Source organism: Bythopirellula superficialaquae (assembly GCF_059632245.1).
Window position 1 is genome coordinate 1,428,568 of sequence record NZ_CP197426.1, and the last position, 20,716, is coordinate 1,449,283.

Below are 20,716 nucleotides of genomic sequence, written 5' to 3' on the forward strand. Positions count from 1 at the left end.
ACATGCTTCTCACAGACAGTAATACTCTGCTGCGTGGGGTGAGTTTGTCTTTTGACGGCGGAGACCCCTACGGGAGCTTGCTTGCGGTCATGCCTTCGCAAGCTTCGCTCAATGCTCTGGCTACCGATTACGGATTAAATACTGTACACCTTTACTTAGAAGGTGACTCCTCCACGAATCCAAACTCTGTCGGCCATAATCTGGTGCTCGCGGATACTATCGTTCAGCGAACCCGCGAGGCCAACCTCTACCTGATCATCACCATCGGCAACAACGGGGAAAACGGTACGATTCATAGCATGTCTGATTCCCTGAATTTCTGGAACTTCTATGGAGAGCGATATAAAGACGAGACGCATGTGATCTATGAGGCGCATAACGAACCGGTTGCATTCACCCCTAATCACTGGACGGACGCGGACTGGGACAATCAAGTGACTCTTTACAACTCTATTCGATCTGTTGCACCTAATACATTTACACTACTTGGTTCTTTCATGGGTTTTTCCGGTGACCCTCGCTACGGAGCCAGATACTTGAAGAACAACGGCGTCGATTGGAGCAACGCCGGTTTTGCTCATCATGGATATGAAAGCCTTGCAGGGATCGAAAACGCGATCTCCTTGTTACAATTAAACAGCTCGTTGCCGGCTACACTAGCCACGGAATTTTGGCCGGGAGATACTGTTGGGCAAGAGTACAACAGCATGTACGAAACTCACAACAACGGCTGGATGCAGTTTCAGTGGCTCGGCGCGGATGATGAGGATTTGCATGACTTCAAGTCCAAGATCAACGCTGCTGGTACCATCTGGACCCCAGACGATCCCACAGCCACTTGGCCTGCACGGGGCACCCTCGATATCCCCACCACCGGAACGATGGTTGGCATCTACAATCGAGGCAATCAAATGTTCCTTAGTGCAGACCCCACTAACGCGAATAATCTAAAGGCCGACCTCGAGAACTATACAGGAATACACAATGACGCGTTTACTATTGAAAAGATCGACGACCGTTTCGTGCGATTAAAGGCGGCCAACGGTTTGTACGTAAGTACGACAAATGCAGGAGATGCTTTGACCGCACAAACAGTAAGTGCTGGCAATGCAGAGAAATTCGAATGGCTGCGATTACCAAATGGCGACGTGGCATTGCGAGCCTATGGTGGCGACGGGCATCTGATTGAACGAGATGCCGCCACTGGATTATTTTATCCGAGAGCAGACAACGCGCATGAACAGGCTGCAAATTTTGTTATTGTTACTACTCCCGGCAGCACGCCTGCAGCATTGATCGGCAATCCCTTTTACGGCATGCCATTAGCCGTGCCGGGTGTTATTCAAGCGGAGGATTTCGATTTAAAGGGCGAGGGTGCAGGATACCATGATTCAGGCACTGGAAATATTGGTGGTAAGTATCGCACTCTTGACGATGTAGATATCGAAAGCACCACCGATTCGGGTGGAGGTTACAATGTCGGCTGGCTAGGAGCAGGCGAATGGCTGGAGTACACAATTGATGTACCTTCTGTTGGTGGTGAATATGTTTTGACGACCCGTATCGCGACCCCAAATTCGGGTGGAGCCTTCTTTGTGGAATTCGAAGGGATTAATGAAACCGGTACCCGGGCAGTCCCGAATACTGGCGGGTGGCAAAATTGGGCCGATGTTTCGACAACCATCACTCTCAACCCAGGCGTCCAGATTATGCGGTTTCTGAGAGCCGGAAATGCCGAGTTCAACTTGAATCATTTTACCCTGACCAAGGTTGGTGACTACGACTTCGACGGCGATGTCGACGGCCGAGACTTATTGGTATGGCAACGCAGTCCAAGCATAGGGCCACTTGCCAACTGGCAAGCAAATTACGGGACTTCGGCTATTTCGGAGATCAGCGAAGTTTCAGCAGCGACAGTCCCGGAGCCTCAGGCAATGATCTTGATGTTGGTCGCGACAAGTGGGATGATCGCGGGTCGCCCAAGCTACAAGCGACAGGTTGGCAAATGAATTACAATACGCTTAACTAGTGCACCGGTGCGAACCCCTAGATTTTGGCGATCTTTATTGCATTTCACGACGGCGCCTCAACCGCTCTTGCCCGGCGCCCTTGATCGTGTTGTTAGCTTAAGTTTCGACCTCGTCTACTAGAAGCGCCGCCTTGCCCAACTGTACAATGTGGGCGTGTCATTTGTCGTTTTGGTTAGGATCCGCGGGAACAGCCAAATTAGACCACCTAAAGTCAAAGCGAAAAGGGGTGGGATCGAATCCAATATTCCCTCTTGCTGCCTCAACCCTGACCGATGTTCTGTCATGATTCCTCTACTTAGCAGCGCTACGAACCATCACGAGAATACCATCCTTAAGTGCGTCCGGCAGCGTCGACCAACGCAGGATCAATTCTTCGAGTTCTGGCGTTAGATTCTCCAAAAGTGCGCCGCATTTTGCGCCACTTTGTTTTGTGATAATATCATTTACCGAGCATTTTTGAGGTAGTTCGACCCCCGTACGGGTACTTTCACCAGTCGTGCGGCGCCGCAAGGCGTCGCACGAGTCTGCACTTCAGTTTGGATCTCTCGGGATTTTTTTCTCAGGTGATACTTGTACCCTTCCGGATCAACGTTGTCCCATTTCTTTTTGGGAAGCCTTTGCAGGGAGCCCTGGGTTCAGCGATCGTTGCCGACTAACTCCCGATAGACGGAAGTTTTCGGTAAGTTGAATCCCCGCTAGCTCGGCGATCCGCGAGCGGTTGGCTAAAACGTTTGAAGTCGAGGTCGACGAAGTTCTGATCAAGTCGTATTATGGCAAGCATTGCTTGTCCTTCGAAGTCAGCGAGTTAAACGCTGAGCACGGAAAATTTTAACGATGATCTTGGGATCGTGAGTCTCAAATTATCAACCTTCAATAGGAGTAATTGAGATGCCAAAGAAATCGACAAAAAAGAAGTTGCAGCGTAAGAAGGACACAAGTTTTGGTTCGGTATACTTCGATCATTCGAACTTACCTGCCGCGGCCACTGCAAGTAAGGGCTTTGTACTCAACCTCAGTCTCGACGAGGGACTCAAACTCCAACTCTGTTTGCAGCAAGCCTTGGGAGAATTGAATCGTTTGGATCGTCGTTTACCCGCATCACGCCAGACGGGTGTCGCATTGACGATGTATCCCGAGCAAAATCGGATTACGGTAAACATGGGTTCACTCAAGGAGTCTGCTCTTCCTAACGCTCAGTTCCAAGTAAACAAGGCTAAGGAAGCTAAGAAAAACACAAAAGTGAAAAAGGCGAAGCGTAAGGAACGTGACACGGAACTCGACTAGTATCGTTAGGTCAGTTGAATCCGCGAGAACATACGCAAAGAGCTTGCCTTTCGACTTAATCGATCAATTGCGAGTACTACTGCTTGGATGCCCCGTATTTTTCTCCACGCAGACTTTGATATAATTGTGCTCTGAGGAGTGTTGAAGTTGTTCGACCCCTGTACGAATATATATCAGCTCGGTATCAATCTTTGCATTGAGCTGGGCTTTTTTTATGTCAATCTGGCTCTGCGGTTGGAGTGTTAGGACTCACATGATTCGTGTTGTTTTCAAAGCGGCTAACTTATTGGGGTTATCCGTATTAGCGACTGTGCTCTACGCCGATCCGGGCGATCAAACATCTCTGCGTGCACAGCTCGATAATGCTCTCGATGATCATTCCACGGCGCGGCGTACGACGGTCACGCTCAAGGTGATCGACGTCGAGAGTGGTGACGTTCTTTTTGATCGCGGTGGTGATCGGCTGCTAACACCGGCGTCGAATCTCAAGATTTACACATCAGCTTGCGCGCTCGACTTGTTTGGTCCTGAACACCAATTTGAAGCCACAATCAAAGCCCAAGGGGAATTGAAGGACGGAGTGCTCTATGGGGACCTTGTGATAGTAGGTGGTGGCGATTCGATGCTCTCGAGCAAGGACCTGGGCAAACTTGCCGATCGCGTTGTTAAGGAATGGGATCTTAAAGCAATTCACGGCAAGGTTATTGTGGATAACTCGCGTTATTCACCGCCCGTGAAGGGGCCCGGTTGGATGTGGGATGACGACCCTGACTATTACAATATGTCGGTCACCCCACTGATGGTCGATTTTAATGTCTTGGACCTGCGCGTCGCTCCTGGAAAAGATGGGGCTATCAAGGCGAATCTTGTTTTGCCGACCAGCAATCCCAAACTTGAAGTTGTGCCGGCTGATTCCTTGGGAAAGGGAGTTCTTGCCACGCGGAGGCCCTTTACCCACCCCATTGTGATTGCCGACAGCGCCAAATTGGAAAAGGCCGAGAAGGTGCGCATTACGATGCTTGATCCGGGCGCTTGGGTAGCCGGTGTGTTTAGCGAGATGCTCAGCAAGCGGGGCGTGGAGTTTTCAGACGAGATTGCGGTGACTTCGACCTCAAGCAATGAAGCCCATACAATCGTTCACAAAGGACAGTCGTTGGCAAAGACGCTCAAGCATTTCAACAACGTCAGCGAAAACGCCGTGGGGGAAGTGTTGCTCCACGAGATCGCAATCGCCAACGGAGTTAAGAAGCCCAACTGGCCGGATGGAGCGAAGCTGATCACGGATTGGCTCATCGAGAAAGCAGGACTGGAAAAAGATTCCTTCCGCCTGGTCGATGGCTCGGGTTTGTCGCGCTATAACCTTATCTCGGCAGATTCCTCGGTGAAGCTGTTGCGATTCATGCACTCCCATCCCTACGGAAAAGTTTTCTACGCAGCACTTCCCACGTACGAAGTCGAAATCAACGGCAAGAAAAAGCCGGTCGTCTCCGCCAAGTCGGGTGGCATGGGGTCAGTTTCCACGATTTCTGGTTACGTGAAGACAACGAAAGGCCAACTGTTGGCTTTCTCGCTACTTGCCAACGGCTACATTGGTTCAGCGGAGCCAGTGTTTGGGTTGCGGCAAGACGTTTGGGAAGTCCTGGCTAATTACGATGGCGGCAAATAATAGTTCTGCTTGATGCCTTGAAAAGTTGAAATGCAATAAGCTTTCTTTATCAGCGATAATCAGCGTTCATCAGCGGTTTAAAAAATGGCCCCGGGTGTGCTGAAAGCGGGACTTTCAGATCACCCGGGGCTAAATGTGGGTTGGGAGAGCGCTTTTTCCGGGTTTTGATTTCTGGGCTAGCGTTTTGGGCGACTTTGTGAATAATTTCACAATTAGCAGTGCCGGCTGCGGTGTGCCGGTGCGCCCTGACTCCCAGATTGGTGCGGCCCCACGCCGCGGCGACTATGGAACAACAGGTCCAGAATTTTTTCCCAATCTTCGTCTATCTGGCGGTGGTGGTTGGGTTTGCGCTCACAACGCTGATCCTCACTCACCTCCCATTTATCAAGCCGTGGAAGGATACCACCGTCAAATCGATGCCGTACGAATCGGGCATGGACCCGGTCGAAGACGCTCGGCAGCACTTTGATGTGAAGTTCTACACGATTGCGATTTTGTTCCTCGTGTTCGACGTAGAACTGTTGTTTCTCTATCCGTGGGCCGTGGCGGCATACGCCAAAACCGGCGGAATTCCCCTGGAAGCGCGAAATATTGTTTTCGGTTCGATGATTGCCTTCCTAGTCCTGGTAGCCATCGCTTACATTTACGAGTGGCGGCGAGGAGGGTTTCGATGGCGCTAGATCTGCCCGAAAACGTTGTCATTTCTCAGCTTAACGTGGTTTCGAACTGGGCTCGCTCCAACAGCTTGTGGCCCATGCCGTTTGCAACGGCCTGCTGTGGCATCGAATTGATGGCCACGGCCTCGTCACGCTACGACCTCGCCCGGTTTGGTGCTGAGGTGATGCGGTTCAGCCCCCGGCAGTGCGATCTGATGGTGGTCGCCGGCCGCGTGGTGATGAAAATGTTGCCCGTGCTCCAGCGGATTTGGCTGCAAATGCCCGAGCCGAAGTGGTGCATCTCGATGGGTGCCTGTGCCTGCTCAGGCGGTGTGTTCGATACTTACGCCGTCGTGCAGGGTGTCGACCGCTTTATTCCGGTCGATGTTTATGTCCCCGGCTGCCCACCACGCCCCGAGCAATTGATCCAAGGAATTATGGATCTGCAGGAAAAGATCAAAAAGGGTGGCACGATGTTGGGTACTGAGTTCGAAGCTCGGACTACGCCTGAAGGCCCTGCGAAGTACGATCCGGGCGAATTGCGTCGTGTGATGTTCCGCGAGCCTCCTGGCCCCGATGTGCGGCAGATGGCGGAGAAGAGATAAAGCTTTAAAAGCATTGACCGCCGGCTTGCGCCGGCGGCTATTTAGAACAAGATGGTTCGTTAGAAACGAAACTTTGATTGCATGTTAGCTGAGACGTTGGAAAAATTGCGTGGCGCGTTTGGGCCGGATTCGCTGCAGGTGAGCGAGTTCCGCAACAACACGCGCGTACACGTGCCGGCTGCGAAAGTGTTTGAGGTTCTCAAATACTTGAAAGAGCAGCTGGGATTCGACATGCTCTCGGACCTAACGGCCGTTGATTATTTGTACTACCCCGACGCGACGGATCGGTTCGGCGTGGTGTATATCTTGATCAACACAACGACCGGTGCGCGACTCGTCGTGAAGACGATGCTCAACGAGCCGAATTTGAAATTGCCGTCGGTGTACTCCTTGTGGATGGGTGCCGACTGGATGGAACGCGAAGTGTACGACATGTACGGGATTCGCTTTGAGAACCATCCGAATTTGCTGCGTATTTTGATGCCACAAGAGTTTGCCGCGTATCCACTGCGGAAAGATTATCCGCTGCGGGGTCGTGGCGAGCGTCACAATTTCCCCGTGATTACGCGGGCAGAGAGTTAAGTTTTTTTGTTTGCGAACCGGGCCGAGACGACCCGGCTATTTAAATGCCACTCGCCGAATACGAACCGATAACTGCGAACGACCCGAATCAGCGTGAATATCACTGGACGCTGAACTTCGGTCCGCAACACCCTGCAACGCACACGACGTTGCGGTTGTTGTTGACGCTGGACGGTGAGAAAGTCGTGAAGGCTGTGCCGGATATCGGTTACCTGCACAGTGGCTTTGAAAAGTTGGGCGAAGATCTCGACTTCAATCAGTATGTGACGATCGTCGACCGGATGAATTACATTTCGCCGGTGGCCAACGAAATTGCTTGGCATCACGCGGTAGAGACGCTGCTCGGCATCGAACTCACGCCACGAGGCAGATATGTCCGCACGATCATGGCCGAGTTGATGCGGATTCAAGATCATCTCTTGAACGTCGGGACCTGTGCCCTCGACTTGGGAGCATTCACCGCGTTTCTGTATTGCTTCACTCAGCGTGAAAAGATTTACGACATTTGCGAACTTGCTTCGGGGCAACGCTTCCATGCGAGCTATTCTCGGGTCGGCGGCTTCATGGCCGACGTGTCGCACGAATGGATTGAAAAGGTTCGCGACTTTACCAAAGGTTTCCAGCGGGCTTACAGCGATGTCTCGCGGTTGTTGAATAAGAATCGCATCTTCATCGAACGCACGAAGGGTGTCGGGGTCCTGAGCAAGGAACTCGCGATCAGCACAAGTTGCACGGGTCCAATGGCGCGGGCGAGCGGCGTGGTCCGCGATCTGCGCAAGGACGAGCCGTATCTTGCGTATCCTGATTTCGATTTCAAAGTGATCTGCGCCGAGGCGGGGGATTGTTATGCCCGCTATATGGTGCGGATGCTTGAAATGCAGGAAAGCATCAAGATCGTCGAGCAGGCTCTGGAGAATCTTCCCACGGGACCGATCAATGCCGAGATCGCGGGCAAGGTGACTTTGCCGGAGAAGATGGAAGTTTACGGCAGCATCGAAGGGTTGATTCACCACTTTGAAATCCAGATGCCTAATCGCGGCGTGCCCACACCGATCGACGAAGTCTACGCGGCGACCGAATCGCCCAACGGCGAGCTGGGCTTTTATATTGTGAGCGATGGCGACAATCGTGCGTATCGCGCTCGGACGCGTCCCCCGTCGTTTATTCACTTCGCCGTGTTTCCGTACATTATTCCGGGTCAAACCTTGAGCGACGTCGTTGCCGTGCTGGGAAGTCTCAACATCATTGCCGCGGAGTTGGATCGATGAGTTCACATTCCAACAATGCGAGTCCGGCCAACAACGTGATTTCGGACAGCTTGAGGCAAAAGATCGACGGCTACATGCCTCGCTATCCGAGCAAGCAGGCGGTCACCTTACCGGCGTTGCACATCATTCAAGATGAAATGCGTTGCGTGCCGCAGGGGGCGATTGAAGAAGTCGCCGACATGCTTGAACTGCATCCTTCGCAGGTGAACGACACGCTGAGTTTTTACGGCTTTTTCCGACACGAAACGACCCCGCTGGGCCAGCATCGGTTGTGGGTGTGTCGGAGTATCAGCTGTATGTTGCGGGGTGGTGAAGAATTGTTGGTGGAAATCAGCAATAAGCTCGGCATCAAACCGGGTGAAACAACCGCCGACGGTAAGGTAACGCTTGAGTTCGCCGAGTGCTTAGGCAAATGCGAAGGGGCACCCTGCGTGTTGATGGACGACGAGTGCCACGGCAATCAAACACTTGAGTCGGTGATGGCTCTTATTAATGAGACGGGAGGTTCCAATGGCTGATAGCGATTTGGCCCTCCTGAAACGAATCAACCAAGACGATAGCCAGGCGCTTTCGGGCTATTTGGCTGACGGTGGTTACGAGGGCTTCAAGAAAGCGCTTACCATGTCGCCCGACGAAGTGACCGAGTTCGTCAAGAAATCGGGCCTGCGTGGTCGTGGTGGTGCGGGCTTTCCGTGCGGTCTGAAATGGTCGTTCTTGCCGAAGGATCATCCGGGCCCCATTTATATGTGCGTGAACGCCGATGAGAGCGAGCCCGGCACATTCAATAATCGAATTCTGATGGAGAACGATCCCCATCAATTGCTTGAAGGGATCATGATCGGCTGCCGTGCGACTCGCGCGACGACGGCTTATATCTATCTGCGTTACGAATATGGCCGTAGCTTCCGCACGCTTGAAAAGGCGATTGGTGAATGTTGTGCCCAAGGCTTACTTGGCAAGAACATCAACGGCACGGATTTCTCGCTCGATATTTACGTGCATCGCGGTGCGGCGGCGTATATCTGCGGCGAAGAAACCGGTTTGATTGAAAGCCTAGAGGGCAAGCGGGCTTGGCCGCGGATTAAACCCCCCTTCCCTGCCGTCGAAGGTGCCTTTCGCAAGCCGACGGTTGTGAACAATGTCGAAACACTGTGCTGCGTGACGCATATCTTGCAACGTGGCATTGAATGGTTTCAATCGATCGGCATTCCGCCCGATCCGAACAATCCGCGTGATGCTGGTAGCTACGGACCGAAGTTGTATCAAGCCAGCGGCCACGTGAATAATCCCGGCTGCTGGGAATTGCCGTTGGGCGTTACCGCACGGCAGTTGGTGGAAGACTATGCCGGCGGCGTGTGGAAAGGCCGTGGTCTCAAAGCGATGGTCCCCGGCGGTTTGAGCACCGGTTTTATGACCAACGCGGAACTCGACACACCGCTCGATTTTGCTGGGCCGGGCAAAGTTGGTTGCCTGGGCTTGGGTACGGCAGCGGCGGTGATCATCGACGATCACACGAGCATGGTCGACGTGCTGTACAACAGCTGTCGGTTCTACGCTCACGAATCCTGCGGACAATGTACGCCCTGCCGCGAAGGAACTTCGTGGATGACGAAGATTTTGCACCGCATCCGCACGGGCCACGGCACGCTCCGCGATTTGGATTTGCTCAAGGAAGTTGCCGATTCGATGGGCATCATTCCGGGCACAACGATTTGCGGTTTGGCCGACGGGGCCGCGTGGCCGGTGAAGAACGCGATTCAAAAATATCGCGGCGAGTTTGAAGATTACATCCAAAACAAAAAAACAAGTGCGGACCCGATTCACGATCTGGTCGGAGCGCATTAAGAAGCACTATGGCAACAGTCAACGTTAACGGACAAGACGTAACGCTCGGCGACAACGAGCGTCTCAACGTCGTACAGGCGGCCCAAAAGGCGGGAGTTGAAATCCCGCACTACTGTTGGCATCCGTCGTTGTCGGTCGTGGCGAGTTGCCGGATGTGCTTGGTCGAAGTTGGCGAGAAGAAGCCCGACGGCACCGTGGCGATGATGCCGAAGCTTGTGCCCGGCTGCCAAACGCCCGCCAAAGACAACACGGTCGTTGTCACCAACAGCGAGAAGGTGAAACAGGCTCAAGCGGCAACGCTCGAGTATCTGTTGCTCAATCACCCGCTGGATTGCCCCACGTGCGATCAAGCGGGCGAATGTTTTCTCCAAGATTACAGCTATCGCTTTGGCCGGTCGCATACGCGGCTACAAGAACCGAAGACGATCAAGCAAGACAAAGATTACATCGGCGATCAAATCACTCTGTTCACCGATCGCTGCGTGATGTGCTCGCGGTGCGTGCGGTTCACGCGCGAGATCAGTGGCACTTCGGAACTGCAAATCATCAATCGCGGCACTCATGCCGAAATCGATATCTTTCCCGATAATCCTTGCAACAACAAACTTGCCGGCAACGTGGTCGACCTTTGTCCCGTCGGTGCCTTGTGCAGCAAAGATTTTCTGTACAAACAGCGGGTGTGGTGGCTTAAAACACGCGACAGCGTCTGCCCCGGTTGCAGCACCGGTTGCAGTATTTTCGTCGATGAGAATGAAGATCACGTTTACCGTTTGCGGCCCCGCGAGAATCATCTCGCGCAAGGCAACTTCATGTGCGACGAAGGCCGGTTTGGTTTCAAATACGTGCAAGCGGAAGAACGACTCACCGTGCCGGTGTTGAGGCAAGCTCCCACGGAGACCAACGGCCACGCTGGTCCGCGGTGGATGGAAGCCTTAAACCATGTTCGCGAATCGTTCAAACAAATCGCCAAGAAGAACGGCCAAGAGATCGCAGCGGTCTTCTCGCCTTGGATGACATGCGAAGAAGCCTACTTGTTGGCGTCGTGGCTGAAGAAACTCTCGCCGAAAGTACGCTTGACGCTGGGCCCCATTCCGCTGGTGGGCGAGGATGATCGCTATCCCAAGAATTGGCGTGGCGAACCGATGGAGCCAACACGCTTTACGATTCGTGCCGAGAAGTGTCCGAATCGTTTGGGCGTGGCGGCGGTGCTGGCTCAATTCCAGCCTTCGACCGACGACTACTCGACGGTCCGCGATGCAGCGAACAACGGTCAACTGCAAGCCGCTTACATCGTGGGTGGTGGTCCTCCCGGCTGGCTTAGCAGCGACGATGTCAAAGCATTCGCAAAAGTGCCGCTTTTGGTTGTGCAAGATATTTTGATTTCGGAACTCGCCGAGGCTGCTCAGGTCGTGCTGCCGGGCGCTGCCTTCACCGAGAAGGACGGCACGTATGTGAATCATGCAGGCCTTGCACAGATGATCTTCCGTTCGACGCATCCCGTCGCGGAAGGCTACAGCGACGCACGGATCTTTATGGAGCTTGCTCAACGCGAAGGGCTGTTCAACGCCAGAGTGTTGCGGCAAGAGATTGCACAGCACGTCAGTGCATTGCGACCGCTGTCAGTGGGTGATCTCGGGCCGAATGGCGTGATGCTCCCCGCCTTACAACCCATGCCCCAGCAACCGATGGGGGCAAGCGTATGATCGAAACGATGCTCCCCTGGTTGATCAACATCGCAATCGTCATGGGTACGATCCTGACGGCCTGCGCGTTTTTGATTTACGTCGAACGCAAGCTGTCGGCCTACATGCAAGATCGGATGGGTCCCAATCGCGTGGGGCCGTTTGGCTTGTTGCAATCACTCGCCGATGGGTTGAAGTTCATCCTGAAGGAAGACGTCATTCCCCGGCACAGCGACCGCTTTTTGTTCCTGCTCGCGCCGGTGCTCGCCGTGCTGACGACGATGCTGGCCTTTGCGGTCGTGCCGTTCGGACCCACGTCGGAGAATCCCGATGAATGGCAATTTGTGATCGCCCCGAATGTCGACATCGGCATCGTTTATATCTTTGCGGTGGGCAGCCTGGCAGTGTACAGCATCGTGCTGGGTGGTTGGGCTTCGAACAATAAATACAGCATGCTCGGCGCGCTGCGGGCGAGTGCCCAGGTGATTAGCTATGAGATTCCCTTGGGAACGTCGATCTTGGGCGTGGTGCTGCTCACGAGTTCGTTGAATTTGGAAGACATTATTCACTTCCAAGCGGATAACGGTTTTTGGTATTGGAACATCTTTACCCAACCGCTCGCGGCGCTGATTTTCCTGACCGCGGCCTTGGCGGAATCAAACCGTATGCCGTTCGATTTACCCGAGTGTGAACAGGAGCTCATCGGTGGTTATCACACGGAATATTCCGCGATGAAGTTCGCCATGTTCTTCCTGGGTGAATACACGCACGTGATTACGATCAGCTTTTTGTTCTCGGTCATGTTCCTGGGCGGTTGGCATTTTCCCTGGATTGCCGAACCAGGGGCTAATACGACGCTGGACTGGGCCCTCAAGATCGGCGTGCTCGTGGCCAAGGTGGCGATGATTATCGTGCTGATCATGATGATTCGCTGGACGATTCCTCGCTTTCGGTTCGACCAGTTGATGGGATTGGCGTGGAAGGCCCTCGTGCCGCTGACGTTTTTCAATCTCATGCTGGTCATGTTCACCAAACAATTTGATTGGCCGTTGTGGGTGGTGACGATCGGCTCGATTATTTTGTTCGTTGGTGCCGCGGGCTTGAATGGCATTTTGGCTCAACGCCATTTGCGCTCACTCAGCGTTAGTCCGTCATCATCCACCGCACTGGGTCCGGTGTAACGAGGTTCTCCCCATGCCTATCGATCAAAAAGACATAACTTGGGTCGAAGAACCGAGCATCGGCCTGTGGGAATCGATGTACCTACCGGCGATTGCGCAAGGCTTGGCGACCACGGTACGGCACATCTTTCAAAAGCCGGTCACGCAGCAGTATCCCGAACAGAGACCGCAGTTGCCGCTGAACTATCGCGGCGTGCATCGCTTGAATCGCGACGAGCAAGGCCGCGTGAAGTGCGTGGCGTGTATGTTGTGCGCGACGGCTTGCCCGGCCCACTGCATTGAGATCATTGGCGACGAAGCGCCCTGGGAAGATCGCGACAAGTACCCGATTAAGTTTGAGATCGACGAGCTGCGCTGCATTTACTGTGGCATGTGCGAAGAAGCCTGCCCCGTCGATGCAATTGAGCTGACCTCGATCTTCGACCTGACCGGCTCGACTCGGCAGGAAATGATTTTTGACAAGGACAAACTGCTGTCGGTTTATGACAACACGGTCAACGACGGCAAAGACCCCGCGCGGACCACCCGTGGCGTGTTGGGACCGGCGTCGGATAATTTGGTGCCGCCCGAACGTATGGCGTGGCCCATTGATCAACTGCCCGCGGCGGAACAATAAGAAATTGGTAACCGCTGGCTTCCGCTTGCGGCTATGACATAGGAAAGCATGTTTGTGATTTCACCGTTACTTGCACAACAAACCACAGCGATTAGTCCCTGGGAATTGGGAGTTCCAATTCTGCTGGGAGTGGTCGGCTATATGTTAGCTGCCGCTGCGCCGGAACGTCGGCGGAATATTCCGTCGCTGGTCTGCTTGTTGGGTGCGGTCGTGGCGGCTTGGTTTGCCTGGTGGCAACCCGGCGGCAACATGGTAGAAGATGCATTGTTCACCTGCTTCGCGGGCATCGTCGTGATGGCCGGTTGCGGTATGCAAGTCGAAACTCGACCCGTTTACGCGGCCCTGTGGTTTGCTTTGGTCATTCTCGCCACGTGCGGATTGTTCCTCATGCAAGGGGCGGCATTCGTCAGCGCGGCGACGATCATTGTTTACGCCGGAGCGATCATCGTGACCTTCCTGTTCGTGATTATGCTCGCGCGGCAAGGGGGCAAATCGATCTACGACATACGGCTGATGCAGCCGATGCTCGCCATGGCCTCCGGCGGAATGCTACTCGCCGTTTTGGTTTATGCGATTCAGCAACCCTTGCCTGAAAAGTCCGACGCGCCCCCGCCAAGCGCCGTGAATTTGAGTGCCCCCATGGAAGGTGATACGAGCACCTTGGCAACGCTGGGCCGTTCGTTGATGACCGACCATTTGTTCGCGGTGGAACTGGCGAGCGTGCTGCTGTTGGTGGCGATCTTTGGCACGATGGTGATTGCGTTGCAATCCCGGGAGCAAGCCCGATGACGCCACAACTTTACAATTCACTGCTGATCAGCGCCGTGCTGTTTGTGCTGGGAACTTTAGGTTTCCTCACACGGCGGAATTTGATCGTGATGTTCCTCTCCGCGGAGTTGATGCTCCAGGCCGTGGCGCTCAATTTGATCGCCTTTGGCCGGGCCTACAACAATTATCACGGGCAATCGTTCACGATATTTGTGCTGACCGTTGCGGCCTGCGAAGCGGGTATCGCGCTCGTGCTGTTCCTGGCGTTGTATCAGCGATTCAATTCGCTCGACGTGAGCGTCTGGCATGAACTGGGTGAAACGGATGTGATTGATCTCGAACCCGAACTGCTCGCCAATCAAAAATTGGCAGAGGCCGATGTCTTTCCCGTTTATCCTCCGTTGGCTCCCGCGGGTCACGAACCATCACTGTCCTCCGATGGCGTGCCGTCCTCAAGAAAGGAAGTCGTGAAGCGTGGCTGAGTGGATGCTCTGGCTGATTCCTGGCGCTCCGTTGGTGGCGGCAATTTTGCTCGCGATCTTCGGCAAGTCCGTGCTGCGCGAGGTGAGTCCCCTCCCCTGCATTATTGGCATCGGGATTTCCGCGGTGCTGTCGCTGCTGTTGATGTTCACCGGCAATGTCGGCGAGGAACCGATGCGTGTTGTCGGTTACGAATGGCTCTCGATTGGCGATCTGACGGTCGACGTGGTGCTACAAGTCGACGCTCTGAGCTCGATGATGCTCGTAATGGTTTGTTGTGTGGCTTTTCTCGTGGCGATTTATGCCTCGGGATACATGCACGGCGATCCGGGGCAACCACGCTTCTTTGCCGAAGTAAGTCTGTTCGTGTTTTCGATGTCGATGCTCGTGCTGAGCGGCAATTTGATTCTGCTTTACATCTTCTGGGAAGCGGTCGGCTTGTGTAGCTACTTGCTCATCGGTTTTTGGTTCGAAAAACCATCAGCTGCCGCGGCAGCGAAGAAGGCTTTCCTGGTGAACCGCATTGGCGACTTTGGCTTTGCCTTGGGCATCTTCCTGATGTGGATGTTGGTGGGCGAAGCGTTAAATTGGACTCCACCAGCGGGCCAGCAATTGCTCGACTACCCGACCGTGTTTCAGGCCGCTAGAAGCGTAGCGGCGCAACATCCGACTTTGCTCACCACGGCCTGCTTACTGTTGTTCTGCGGTGCTGTCGGCAAGTCGGCCCAATTCCCACTGCATGTCTGGCTTCCGGATGCAATGGAAGGTCCCACCCCCGTGAGCGCGTTGATCCACGCCGCCACGATGGTCACGGCGGGCGTCTATATGGTTTGCCGATTAACACCGGTGTTTGCGTTCGCCCCCGACGCCCAAGCCGTTGTCGGAACGATTGGCGGCATCACGGCGCTGCTCGCCGCATTGATTGCCGTGACGCAAAACGACCTCAAACGAATTTTGGCTTACTCGACAGTCAGCCAGTTGGGCCTGATGTTCATTGCCTTGGGTGCCGGTTGCGGGGGAGATGAGATTCTGCCCATCGCTGGCATCAGCGCAATGTTCCACTTGTTCACACACGCGTTCTTCAAGGCACTGTTGTTCTTAGGCGCGGGAAGCGTGATGCACTCGATGGGGAACATCATCGACATTCGCCAATTCAGCGGCTTGCGCAAAGTCATGCCGATTACGCATTGGACGTTCTTGATCGCATCGCTCGCCTTGGCCGGGATTTTTCCGTTCTCCGGTTTTTGGAGCAAAGACGAATTGATCGCCGTCATTGGGCATGCCGCCGAAGAAGGGCCTTATCCGCGCTTGTTCGGGTGGCTACAAATCACGGCGTTAGCGGCTTCGGCCCTCACGGCGTTCTACATCTTCCGGGCGTATTTTCTCACATTCTGGGGTCCGGAAAAGTTTCCCAAGGAAGCAGGCCATCATCCCCACGAGTCACCGCCTGTGATGGCCTATCCGTTGATCATTTTGTCGATTGGTGCAGCCTTTATTGGCGTCGCCGTTGGGCCGACACATTACTTCTTCCACTTTTTATCGCATGCCCCCGGCTTGCACACCGAAGCACCGCATATGAATCCCATCGTGATGCTCATGGGCACTTTGGTGGGCGTGGGTGGTGCCGGTGCGGCGTGGTGGGTGTACATGGCACGCCCAGGCATTGCCGCCGGTTGGGCCAAGCGATTTCCTGGCCTGTATAAGATGTCGCTCGGCAAGTTCTACATCGACGAAATTTACAACACGACCGCCGTCCAGCCGCTCGAAGGGATTGCCTCGGGTTCGGCCCAATTCGACAAATCAGTGGTGGATAGTTTGGTCGATTGGACCGCGGGACGCCCGGCGCGCGTCGGTCGTTGGTTCCGCAAATGGCAATCCGGGTTGATCCAGTCGTATGCCGCGATGATGTTCGTTGGTCTGATGTTGCTGGCGGTTTATTTCGTGTGGGCACAGTGACTCAAAACAAACCATGAGATTGGCTTAGTGCCCTTCGTGGCTTAGTGGTTATCAAGTCATTCAGGAAAGTTGATGAATTCGTTACTCGTAGCAATGATTTTCCTTCCTGCGTTGGGGGCAATTCTTGTCGCCCTCGTGGGATCGAGCCGTCCCGACGCGGTGCGAAAGCTCACGTTGCTGATAACGCTCGGAACGCTGGCGCTATCGGTGGTCGTGGCCGCGAAGTACGAAATCACTTCCCCCGAGGTTCTGGCCGACGAAATCATGTCGCCACAGATGGTGACCCGTGCGACCTGGTTTGAATTTGAACGAGCCGATGCGGACCCCGTGAAGATTGAAGCCTATCTCGGGATCGACGGCATTTCGATTATGCTGGTGCTGCTGACCGCCCTGCTGTGCGTTTCCGCCGTGCTGGTTTCGTGGACGGCGATCAACGTGCGCGTTGCCGAGTTCTTTGCCTGGCTGTTGATTCTCGAAACAGGCATGCTCGGCGTGTTCTGCGCGTTCGATCTGATTATGTTCTATGTCTTTTTCGAGTTCACGCTGATCCCACTCTTTTTTATCATCGGGATTTGGGGCGGCACGCAGCGTGAGTATGCCGCGGGGAAGTTTTTCATCTACACCCTCACCGGCAGCCTCATCAGTTTGCTCGGTTTGCTGGCCGTGGTGCTGACCGTCCATTCGGTGAATCCCGACGTGTTCACGTTTTCGATTCCCGAACTGGCTCAAGAAATTCACCGCCAACTTGCCACGGCTGATCCCGAACTTCTGGCGTTTTGGGAGTCTGCTCAGTTTTGGATGTTCCTGGCGTTGTTTGCGGGCTTTGCCATCAAAGTGCCGCTGTTCCCTTTTCACACTTGGTTGCCGCTAGCCCACGTGGAAGCTCCCACGGCGGGTTCGGTGTTGCTGGCTGGCGTGTTGCTGAAATTAGGTTCCTACGGATTTCTGCGTTTGGCCATGCCGTTGTTGCCATTGGGAGTTGCCGACATTGGCGTAACGCTCGTGGCAACTCTGTCGGTAATCGGCATTTTGTACGGTGCCTTCTGTGCTCTGAGCCAACGCGACATGAAGAAGCTTGTGGCCTACAGCAGCGTGAGCCATTTAGGATTTTGCATGTTGGGGTTATTTGCGTTAAATGCCGAGGGGATTGCCGGTGGCACACTGCAAATGATCAACCACGGCTTGTCGACGGGGGCTTTGTTCCTGTTGGTCGGCATGATTTACGAGCGGCTCCACACTCGTCAGCTCGATGACATGGGAGGCTTAGCCGCGCGGTTGCCGGTGTTCTCTGTTTGCTTGGTCTTCGCCTGTCTTTCGAGCATGGGGCTGCCCGGCCTCAATGGCTTCGTGGGCGAAACATTATCATTGATCGGCATGTTCCGTGTGCACCCTGGCTATGCGGTTGTCGCCACGTCAGGCATTATTTTGGGTGCGTGGTACTTGTTGAATCTTTTGCGTTACGCGCTGTTCGGCACGCCAAGCAAGAAGCTTGCTGCTCACACCGATCTTGCCGATTTGAATAGCCGCGAAATCTTCTCGTTGGCTCCCATTATGGCGTTGTGTGTGTTGATTGGCGTGTTTCCCCAGCCGTTCATCGACGTGATGAAACCGGAGGTGGATGCGATTGCCGCGATTTATGCCGACAAGCTGCCCGATCCACTCGCAGTTGAACACATGGATGCCAATGGTCAATTAGCCGCGGCGTTGCCGACCAATGCAGGCCCAACCAATGCAGGGGAGGATGCCCGGTGAACGATCTCGCTGATAATCTGTTGGGAATCGCGCGGCTGTTGCTGCCCGAGTTTATTTTGATCTTCGCGGCCGCGCTGATCGTGCTGTGGGCTTCGTTTTCCTCGGCAGTTTCGCCCGAGTCGAGGGCCAAGCACCGCACGAAGAGCGTGTGGGTTGGCGCGATTGCCTTGTTCGCGGCTGCCGCGGCCTACTTTATTTGGCCAGCGGAGGTGACGCTCGATCCCGCGCGATCTTCGTTCCTGACCGACACACTTTCTGAAACCTTGCGGCCCGCGGGGTTCATTGTCGGTTTGATCTTGTTGATTTTTACCGCCGAGCAACTTCACCCGCGCTATGCGGCTGAACAGATCGCTTGCCTGTTGTTAATCGTGGCTGGCACAAATTTGACCGCAACTTCTAACGATCTTATTGCGATGTTTGTCTCGTTGGAGCTGGTAAGCATTCCAACTTATATCTTGCTGTACTTGTCGCGAACCGACAGCGGCGGTCTGGAAGCGACGGCGAAGTATTTCCTGCTCAGCATTTTTTCGTCGGCGTTCGTGCTCTATGGCCTCAGCATCTTTTTGGGATGCTCGGGCTCGACAAACTTTGTCTGGCTGAAGCAATCGCTGGCTGAGCCCACGGGAATGGTGAGCGTAGGCTTGTTGCAAGTAGCCGTAGCGATGGTCGTGGCAGGGCTTGGTTTCCGCATCACGGCCGTGCCGTTCCACTTTTATGCTCCCGACGTGTTTCAGGGAACATCCACACCGATGGCGAGCTTGCTCGCAGTGCTGCCCAAGATCGTCGGTTTTGCGGCGTTACTGCGGTTGGTGTGGTCGATTTTGTTGACGCAGGATTTGAATCCCGCGTTTGCCGCTTTGACCGTTCCCGCCCCCAAGGCATTGGCGATTCTGGCCATCATCACGATGACGTTGGGCAATGTGCTTGCCCTGTTGCAAAACGACTTGCGGCGGTTGCTCGCTTATTCCAGCGTCGCCCACGCGGGCTATATGCTGGTAGGCCTCGCAGTGCTGCCCGGCATGAGTGCGGAGTTCAACGGAGCACAGGCCGTGTTGTTTTACCTACTGATCTACTCAACGATGACGCTCGGAGTCTTCGGCACTTTGCTACTGTTGAAAAAGAATGGCAAGCCGGTGGAAACGGTCAACGATCTCGACGGCATCGGCTCGACCTCGCCGTTGCTGGCTTTGGTGCTCGCCATCTTTTTATTCAGCCTGACGGGCCTGCCCCCCACCGGTGGGTTTTGGGGCAAGTTCAACTTGTTCCTGGCCGCTTGGTCGACGGGTGACTCCACAATGCGGCTACTCGCTTTTGGATTGGCCATCAACGCAGCGATCGCCGGTTGGTATTACCTTCGTCTCGTGCGGCGTGCCTATCTGCATCCTCAAGCAGACCCACCCACGCTCGAGGTGAACAAGTCGTTTGCCTTGACCGCGGCGGTGGGTCTATGTGCCGTGCTGATCTTGGGGTTGTTCTTCTTCCCCCATCCGCTGTGGCAATTGTTGGCGCAAGCGAGTTAAGCCGCCGCTGATAATGTCACCAATTCGTCATCGACCGCGCGAAGTTGTGGGGCGTCGATTTGAGTGTCACCCGCGGCGAAGCCGACCATCAACGCCAGATCGCACAGGCGATTGATTCGCCGGGGAATACCGCCCGAGAGATGATGGGCCATTTCCAGTGCTGTTGAAGTGAAGAGCGGTCGCGTGGCCCCCGCCATGACGAGTCGGTGCTCGATATAACCGGCGGTTTCTTCCGAGGAAAACGGCTTCAAATAGACCTTCATCTCGAGCCGTTCGTCGAGGTTGTTCGTTCGTTCCATCGCCGAAAGTGCGGAAACTTGGCCGATGAAGAGCAGCGTGAACAGCGGCTCTCCGGCGAAGCGCAGGTTCATCAATAAGCGCAAAGGTTCCAAAAGCCCGGCATCTTCGAGCAGATGAGCTTCGTCAACGGCTAGCACCGCGTATTTTCCGCGCTGTCGGTTCTCGATCAGCAAGCTTTCCAAGGCGCGCAGGCTTTCATCGGTTGATGTCTGCGAACCGAGCGTCGCGCCGAGTTCAAGTGCGATGGCAGTGAGCAATTCACGGGGTGACAACAAAGGAAAGATCAGATGGGCTTGCTTGCCGAGGCTATCCCCCAGCTGGTTTTCAAGCGAATGCCACAACAGCGTTTTGCCGATTCCCGCGGGACCGACCAGCAGCGCGGCTGGACGACGGCTTTCAATCGCGTAGCGCAGCTTATGCAGCGCGGCCTGATGAGCCGGACAAGGAAACAGAAATCGCGCATCGGCAGCCGGCTCGAACGGCTTGGTTTCCAACTGCCAGTAATTCTCGTACATGTTGGTCGCC

18 protein-coding genes are annotated in these 20,716 nt (G+C 54.6%); 17 read left to right on the forward strand and 1 reads right to left on the reverse strand.

Going from position 1 to position 20,716, the window contains the following annotated elements; translation table 11 throughout:
* Positions 1-2 precede the first annotated feature (2 nt).
* From SH678x_RS05890 to SH678x_RS05970, 17 genes are all read left to right on the forward strand, one after another.
* Positions 3-2,009: a carbohydrate-binding protein gene (locus SH678x_RS05890; RefSeq protein WP_496921958.1), complete on the forward strand. Its 2,007-nt coding sequence runs from the start codon at positions 3-5 to the stop codon at positions 2,007-2,009.
* 909 nt (positions 2,010-2,918) lie between these two features.
* Positions 2,919-3,314: a hypothetical protein gene (locus SH678x_RS05895; RefSeq protein WP_496921959.1), complete on the forward strand. Its 396-nt coding sequence runs from the start codon at positions 2,919-2,921 to the stop codon at positions 3,312-3,314.
* Between the two features lie 253 nt (positions 3,315-3,567).
* The gene (gene dacB, locus SH678x_RS05900) at positions 3,568-4,980 is read left to right on the forward strand and encodes a D-alanyl-D-alanine carboxypeptidase/D-alanyl-D-alanine endopeptidase (protein WP_496921960.1); all 1,413 of its coding nucleotides are present in this window, start codon (positions 3,568-3,570) and stop codon (positions 4,978-4,980) included.
* Positions 4,981-5,264: 284 nt separating this feature from the next.
* The gene (locus tag SH678x_RS05905; RefSeq protein ID WP_496921961.1) at positions 5,265-5,660 is read left to right on the forward strand and encodes an NADH-quinone oxidoreductase subunit A; all 396 of its coding nucleotides are present in this window, start codon (positions 5,265-5,267) and stop codon (positions 5,658-5,660) included.
* Complete coding sequence (locus SH678x_RS05910; protein ID WP_496921962.1) at positions 5,651-6,241, forward strand: NADH-quinone oxidoreductase subunit B; 591 nt, start codon at positions 5,651-5,653, stop codon at positions 6,239-6,241. Before SH678x_RS05905 ends, SH678x_RS05910 begins: the two co-directional genes overlap by 10 nt.
* Positions 6,242-6,322: 81 nt before the next feature.
* Positions 6,323-6,823 carry an NADH-quinone oxidoreductase subunit C gene (locus tag SH678x_RS05915; protein ID WP_496921963.1) on the forward strand — a complete coding sequence of 167 codons (501 nt, stop codon included), beginning with the start codon at positions 6,323-6,325 and terminating at the stop codon, positions 6,821-6,823.
* A 44-nt stretch (positions 6,824-6,867) separates the two neighbouring features.
* A complete protein-coding gene (nuoD, locus tag SH678x_RS05920; RefSeq protein WP_496921964.1) occupies positions 6,868-8,091 on the forward strand; it encodes an NADH dehydrogenase (quinone) subunit D in 1,224 nt (407 codons plus the stop codon).
* Positions 8,088-8,609 carry an NADH-quinone oxidoreductase subunit NuoE family protein gene (locus SH678x_RS05925; protein WP_496921965.1) on the forward strand — a complete coding sequence of 174 codons (522 nt, stop codon included), beginning with the start codon at positions 8,088-8,090 and terminating at the stop codon, positions 8,607-8,609. Before nuoD ends, SH678x_RS05925 begins: the two co-directional genes overlap by 4 nt.
* Positions 8,602-9,936 (forward strand): NADH-quinone oxidoreductase subunit NuoF, encoded by a 1,335-nt coding sequence (gene nuoF, locus SH678x_RS05930; protein WP_496921966.1) that lies wholly within the window; start codon positions 8,602-8,604, stop codon positions 9,934-9,936. The genes SH678x_RS05925 and nuoF overlap by 8 nt, the downstream gene beginning before the upstream one ends.
* 8 nt (positions 9,937-9,944) lie before the next feature.
* Positions 9,945-11,639 (forward strand): NADH-quinone oxidoreductase subunit G, encoded by a 1,695-nt coding sequence (locus SH678x_RS05935; protein WP_496921967.1) that lies wholly within the window; start codon positions 9,945-9,947, stop codon positions 11,637-11,639.
* Positions 11,636-12,799 (forward strand): NADH-quinone oxidoreductase subunit NuoH, encoded by a 1,164-nt coding sequence (gene nuoH / locus SH678x_RS05940; protein ID WP_496921968.1) that lies wholly within the window; start codon positions 11,636-11,638, stop codon positions 12,797-12,799. Before SH678x_RS05935 ends, nuoH begins: the two co-directional genes overlap by 4 nt.
* A 13-nt stretch (positions 12,800-12,812) precedes the next feature.
* Positions 12,813-13,415: a NuoI/complex I 23 kDa subunit family protein gene (locus tag SH678x_RS05945; RefSeq protein ID WP_496921969.1), complete on the forward strand. Its 603-nt coding sequence runs from the start codon at positions 12,813-12,815 to the stop codon at positions 13,413-13,415.
* A gap of 54 nt (positions 13,416-13,469) precedes the next feature.
* Complete coding sequence (locus SH678x_RS05950) at positions 13,470-14,204, forward strand: NADH-quinone oxidoreductase subunit J family protein (RefSeq protein ID WP_496921970.1); 735 nt, start codon at positions 13,470-13,472, stop codon at positions 14,202-14,204.
* Complete coding sequence (gene nuoK, locus SH678x_RS05955; protein WP_496921971.1) at positions 14,201-14,665, forward strand: NADH-quinone oxidoreductase subunit NuoK; 465 nt, start codon at positions 14,201-14,203, stop codon at positions 14,663-14,665. The genes SH678x_RS05950 and nuoK overlap by 4 nt, the downstream gene beginning before the upstream one ends.
* The gene (gene nuoL, locus SH678x_RS05960; protein ID WP_496921972.1) at positions 14,658-16,619 is read left to right on the forward strand and encodes an NADH-quinone oxidoreductase subunit L; all 1,962 of its coding nucleotides are present in this window, start codon (positions 14,658-14,660) and stop codon (positions 16,617-16,619) included. The genes nuoK and nuoL overlap by 8 nt, the downstream gene beginning before the upstream one ends.
* A gap of 72 nt (positions 16,620-16,691) precedes the next feature.
* Positions 16,692-18,371 (forward strand): complex I subunit 4 family protein, encoded by a 1,680-nt coding sequence (locus SH678x_RS05965; protein WP_496921973.1) that lies wholly within the window; start codon positions 16,692-16,694, stop codon positions 18,369-18,371.
* Complete coding sequence (locus tag SH678x_RS05970) at positions 18,368-19,891, forward strand: NADH-quinone oxidoreductase subunit N (RefSeq protein WP_496921974.1); 1,524 nt, start codon at positions 18,368-18,370, stop codon at positions 19,889-19,891. The genes SH678x_RS05965 and SH678x_RS05970 overlap by 4 nt, the downstream gene beginning before the upstream one ends.
* Here SH678x_RS05970 and SH678x_RS05975 read toward each other — a convergent pair.
* Positions 19,888-20,706 (reverse strand): ExeA family protein, encoded by an 819-nt coding sequence (locus SH678x_RS05975; RefSeq protein ID WP_496921975.1) that lies wholly within the window; start codon positions 20,704-20,706, stop codon positions 19,888-19,890. The genes SH678x_RS05970 and SH678x_RS05975 overlap by 4 nt on opposite strands.
* Positions 20,707-20,716: the final 10 nt, after the last annotated feature.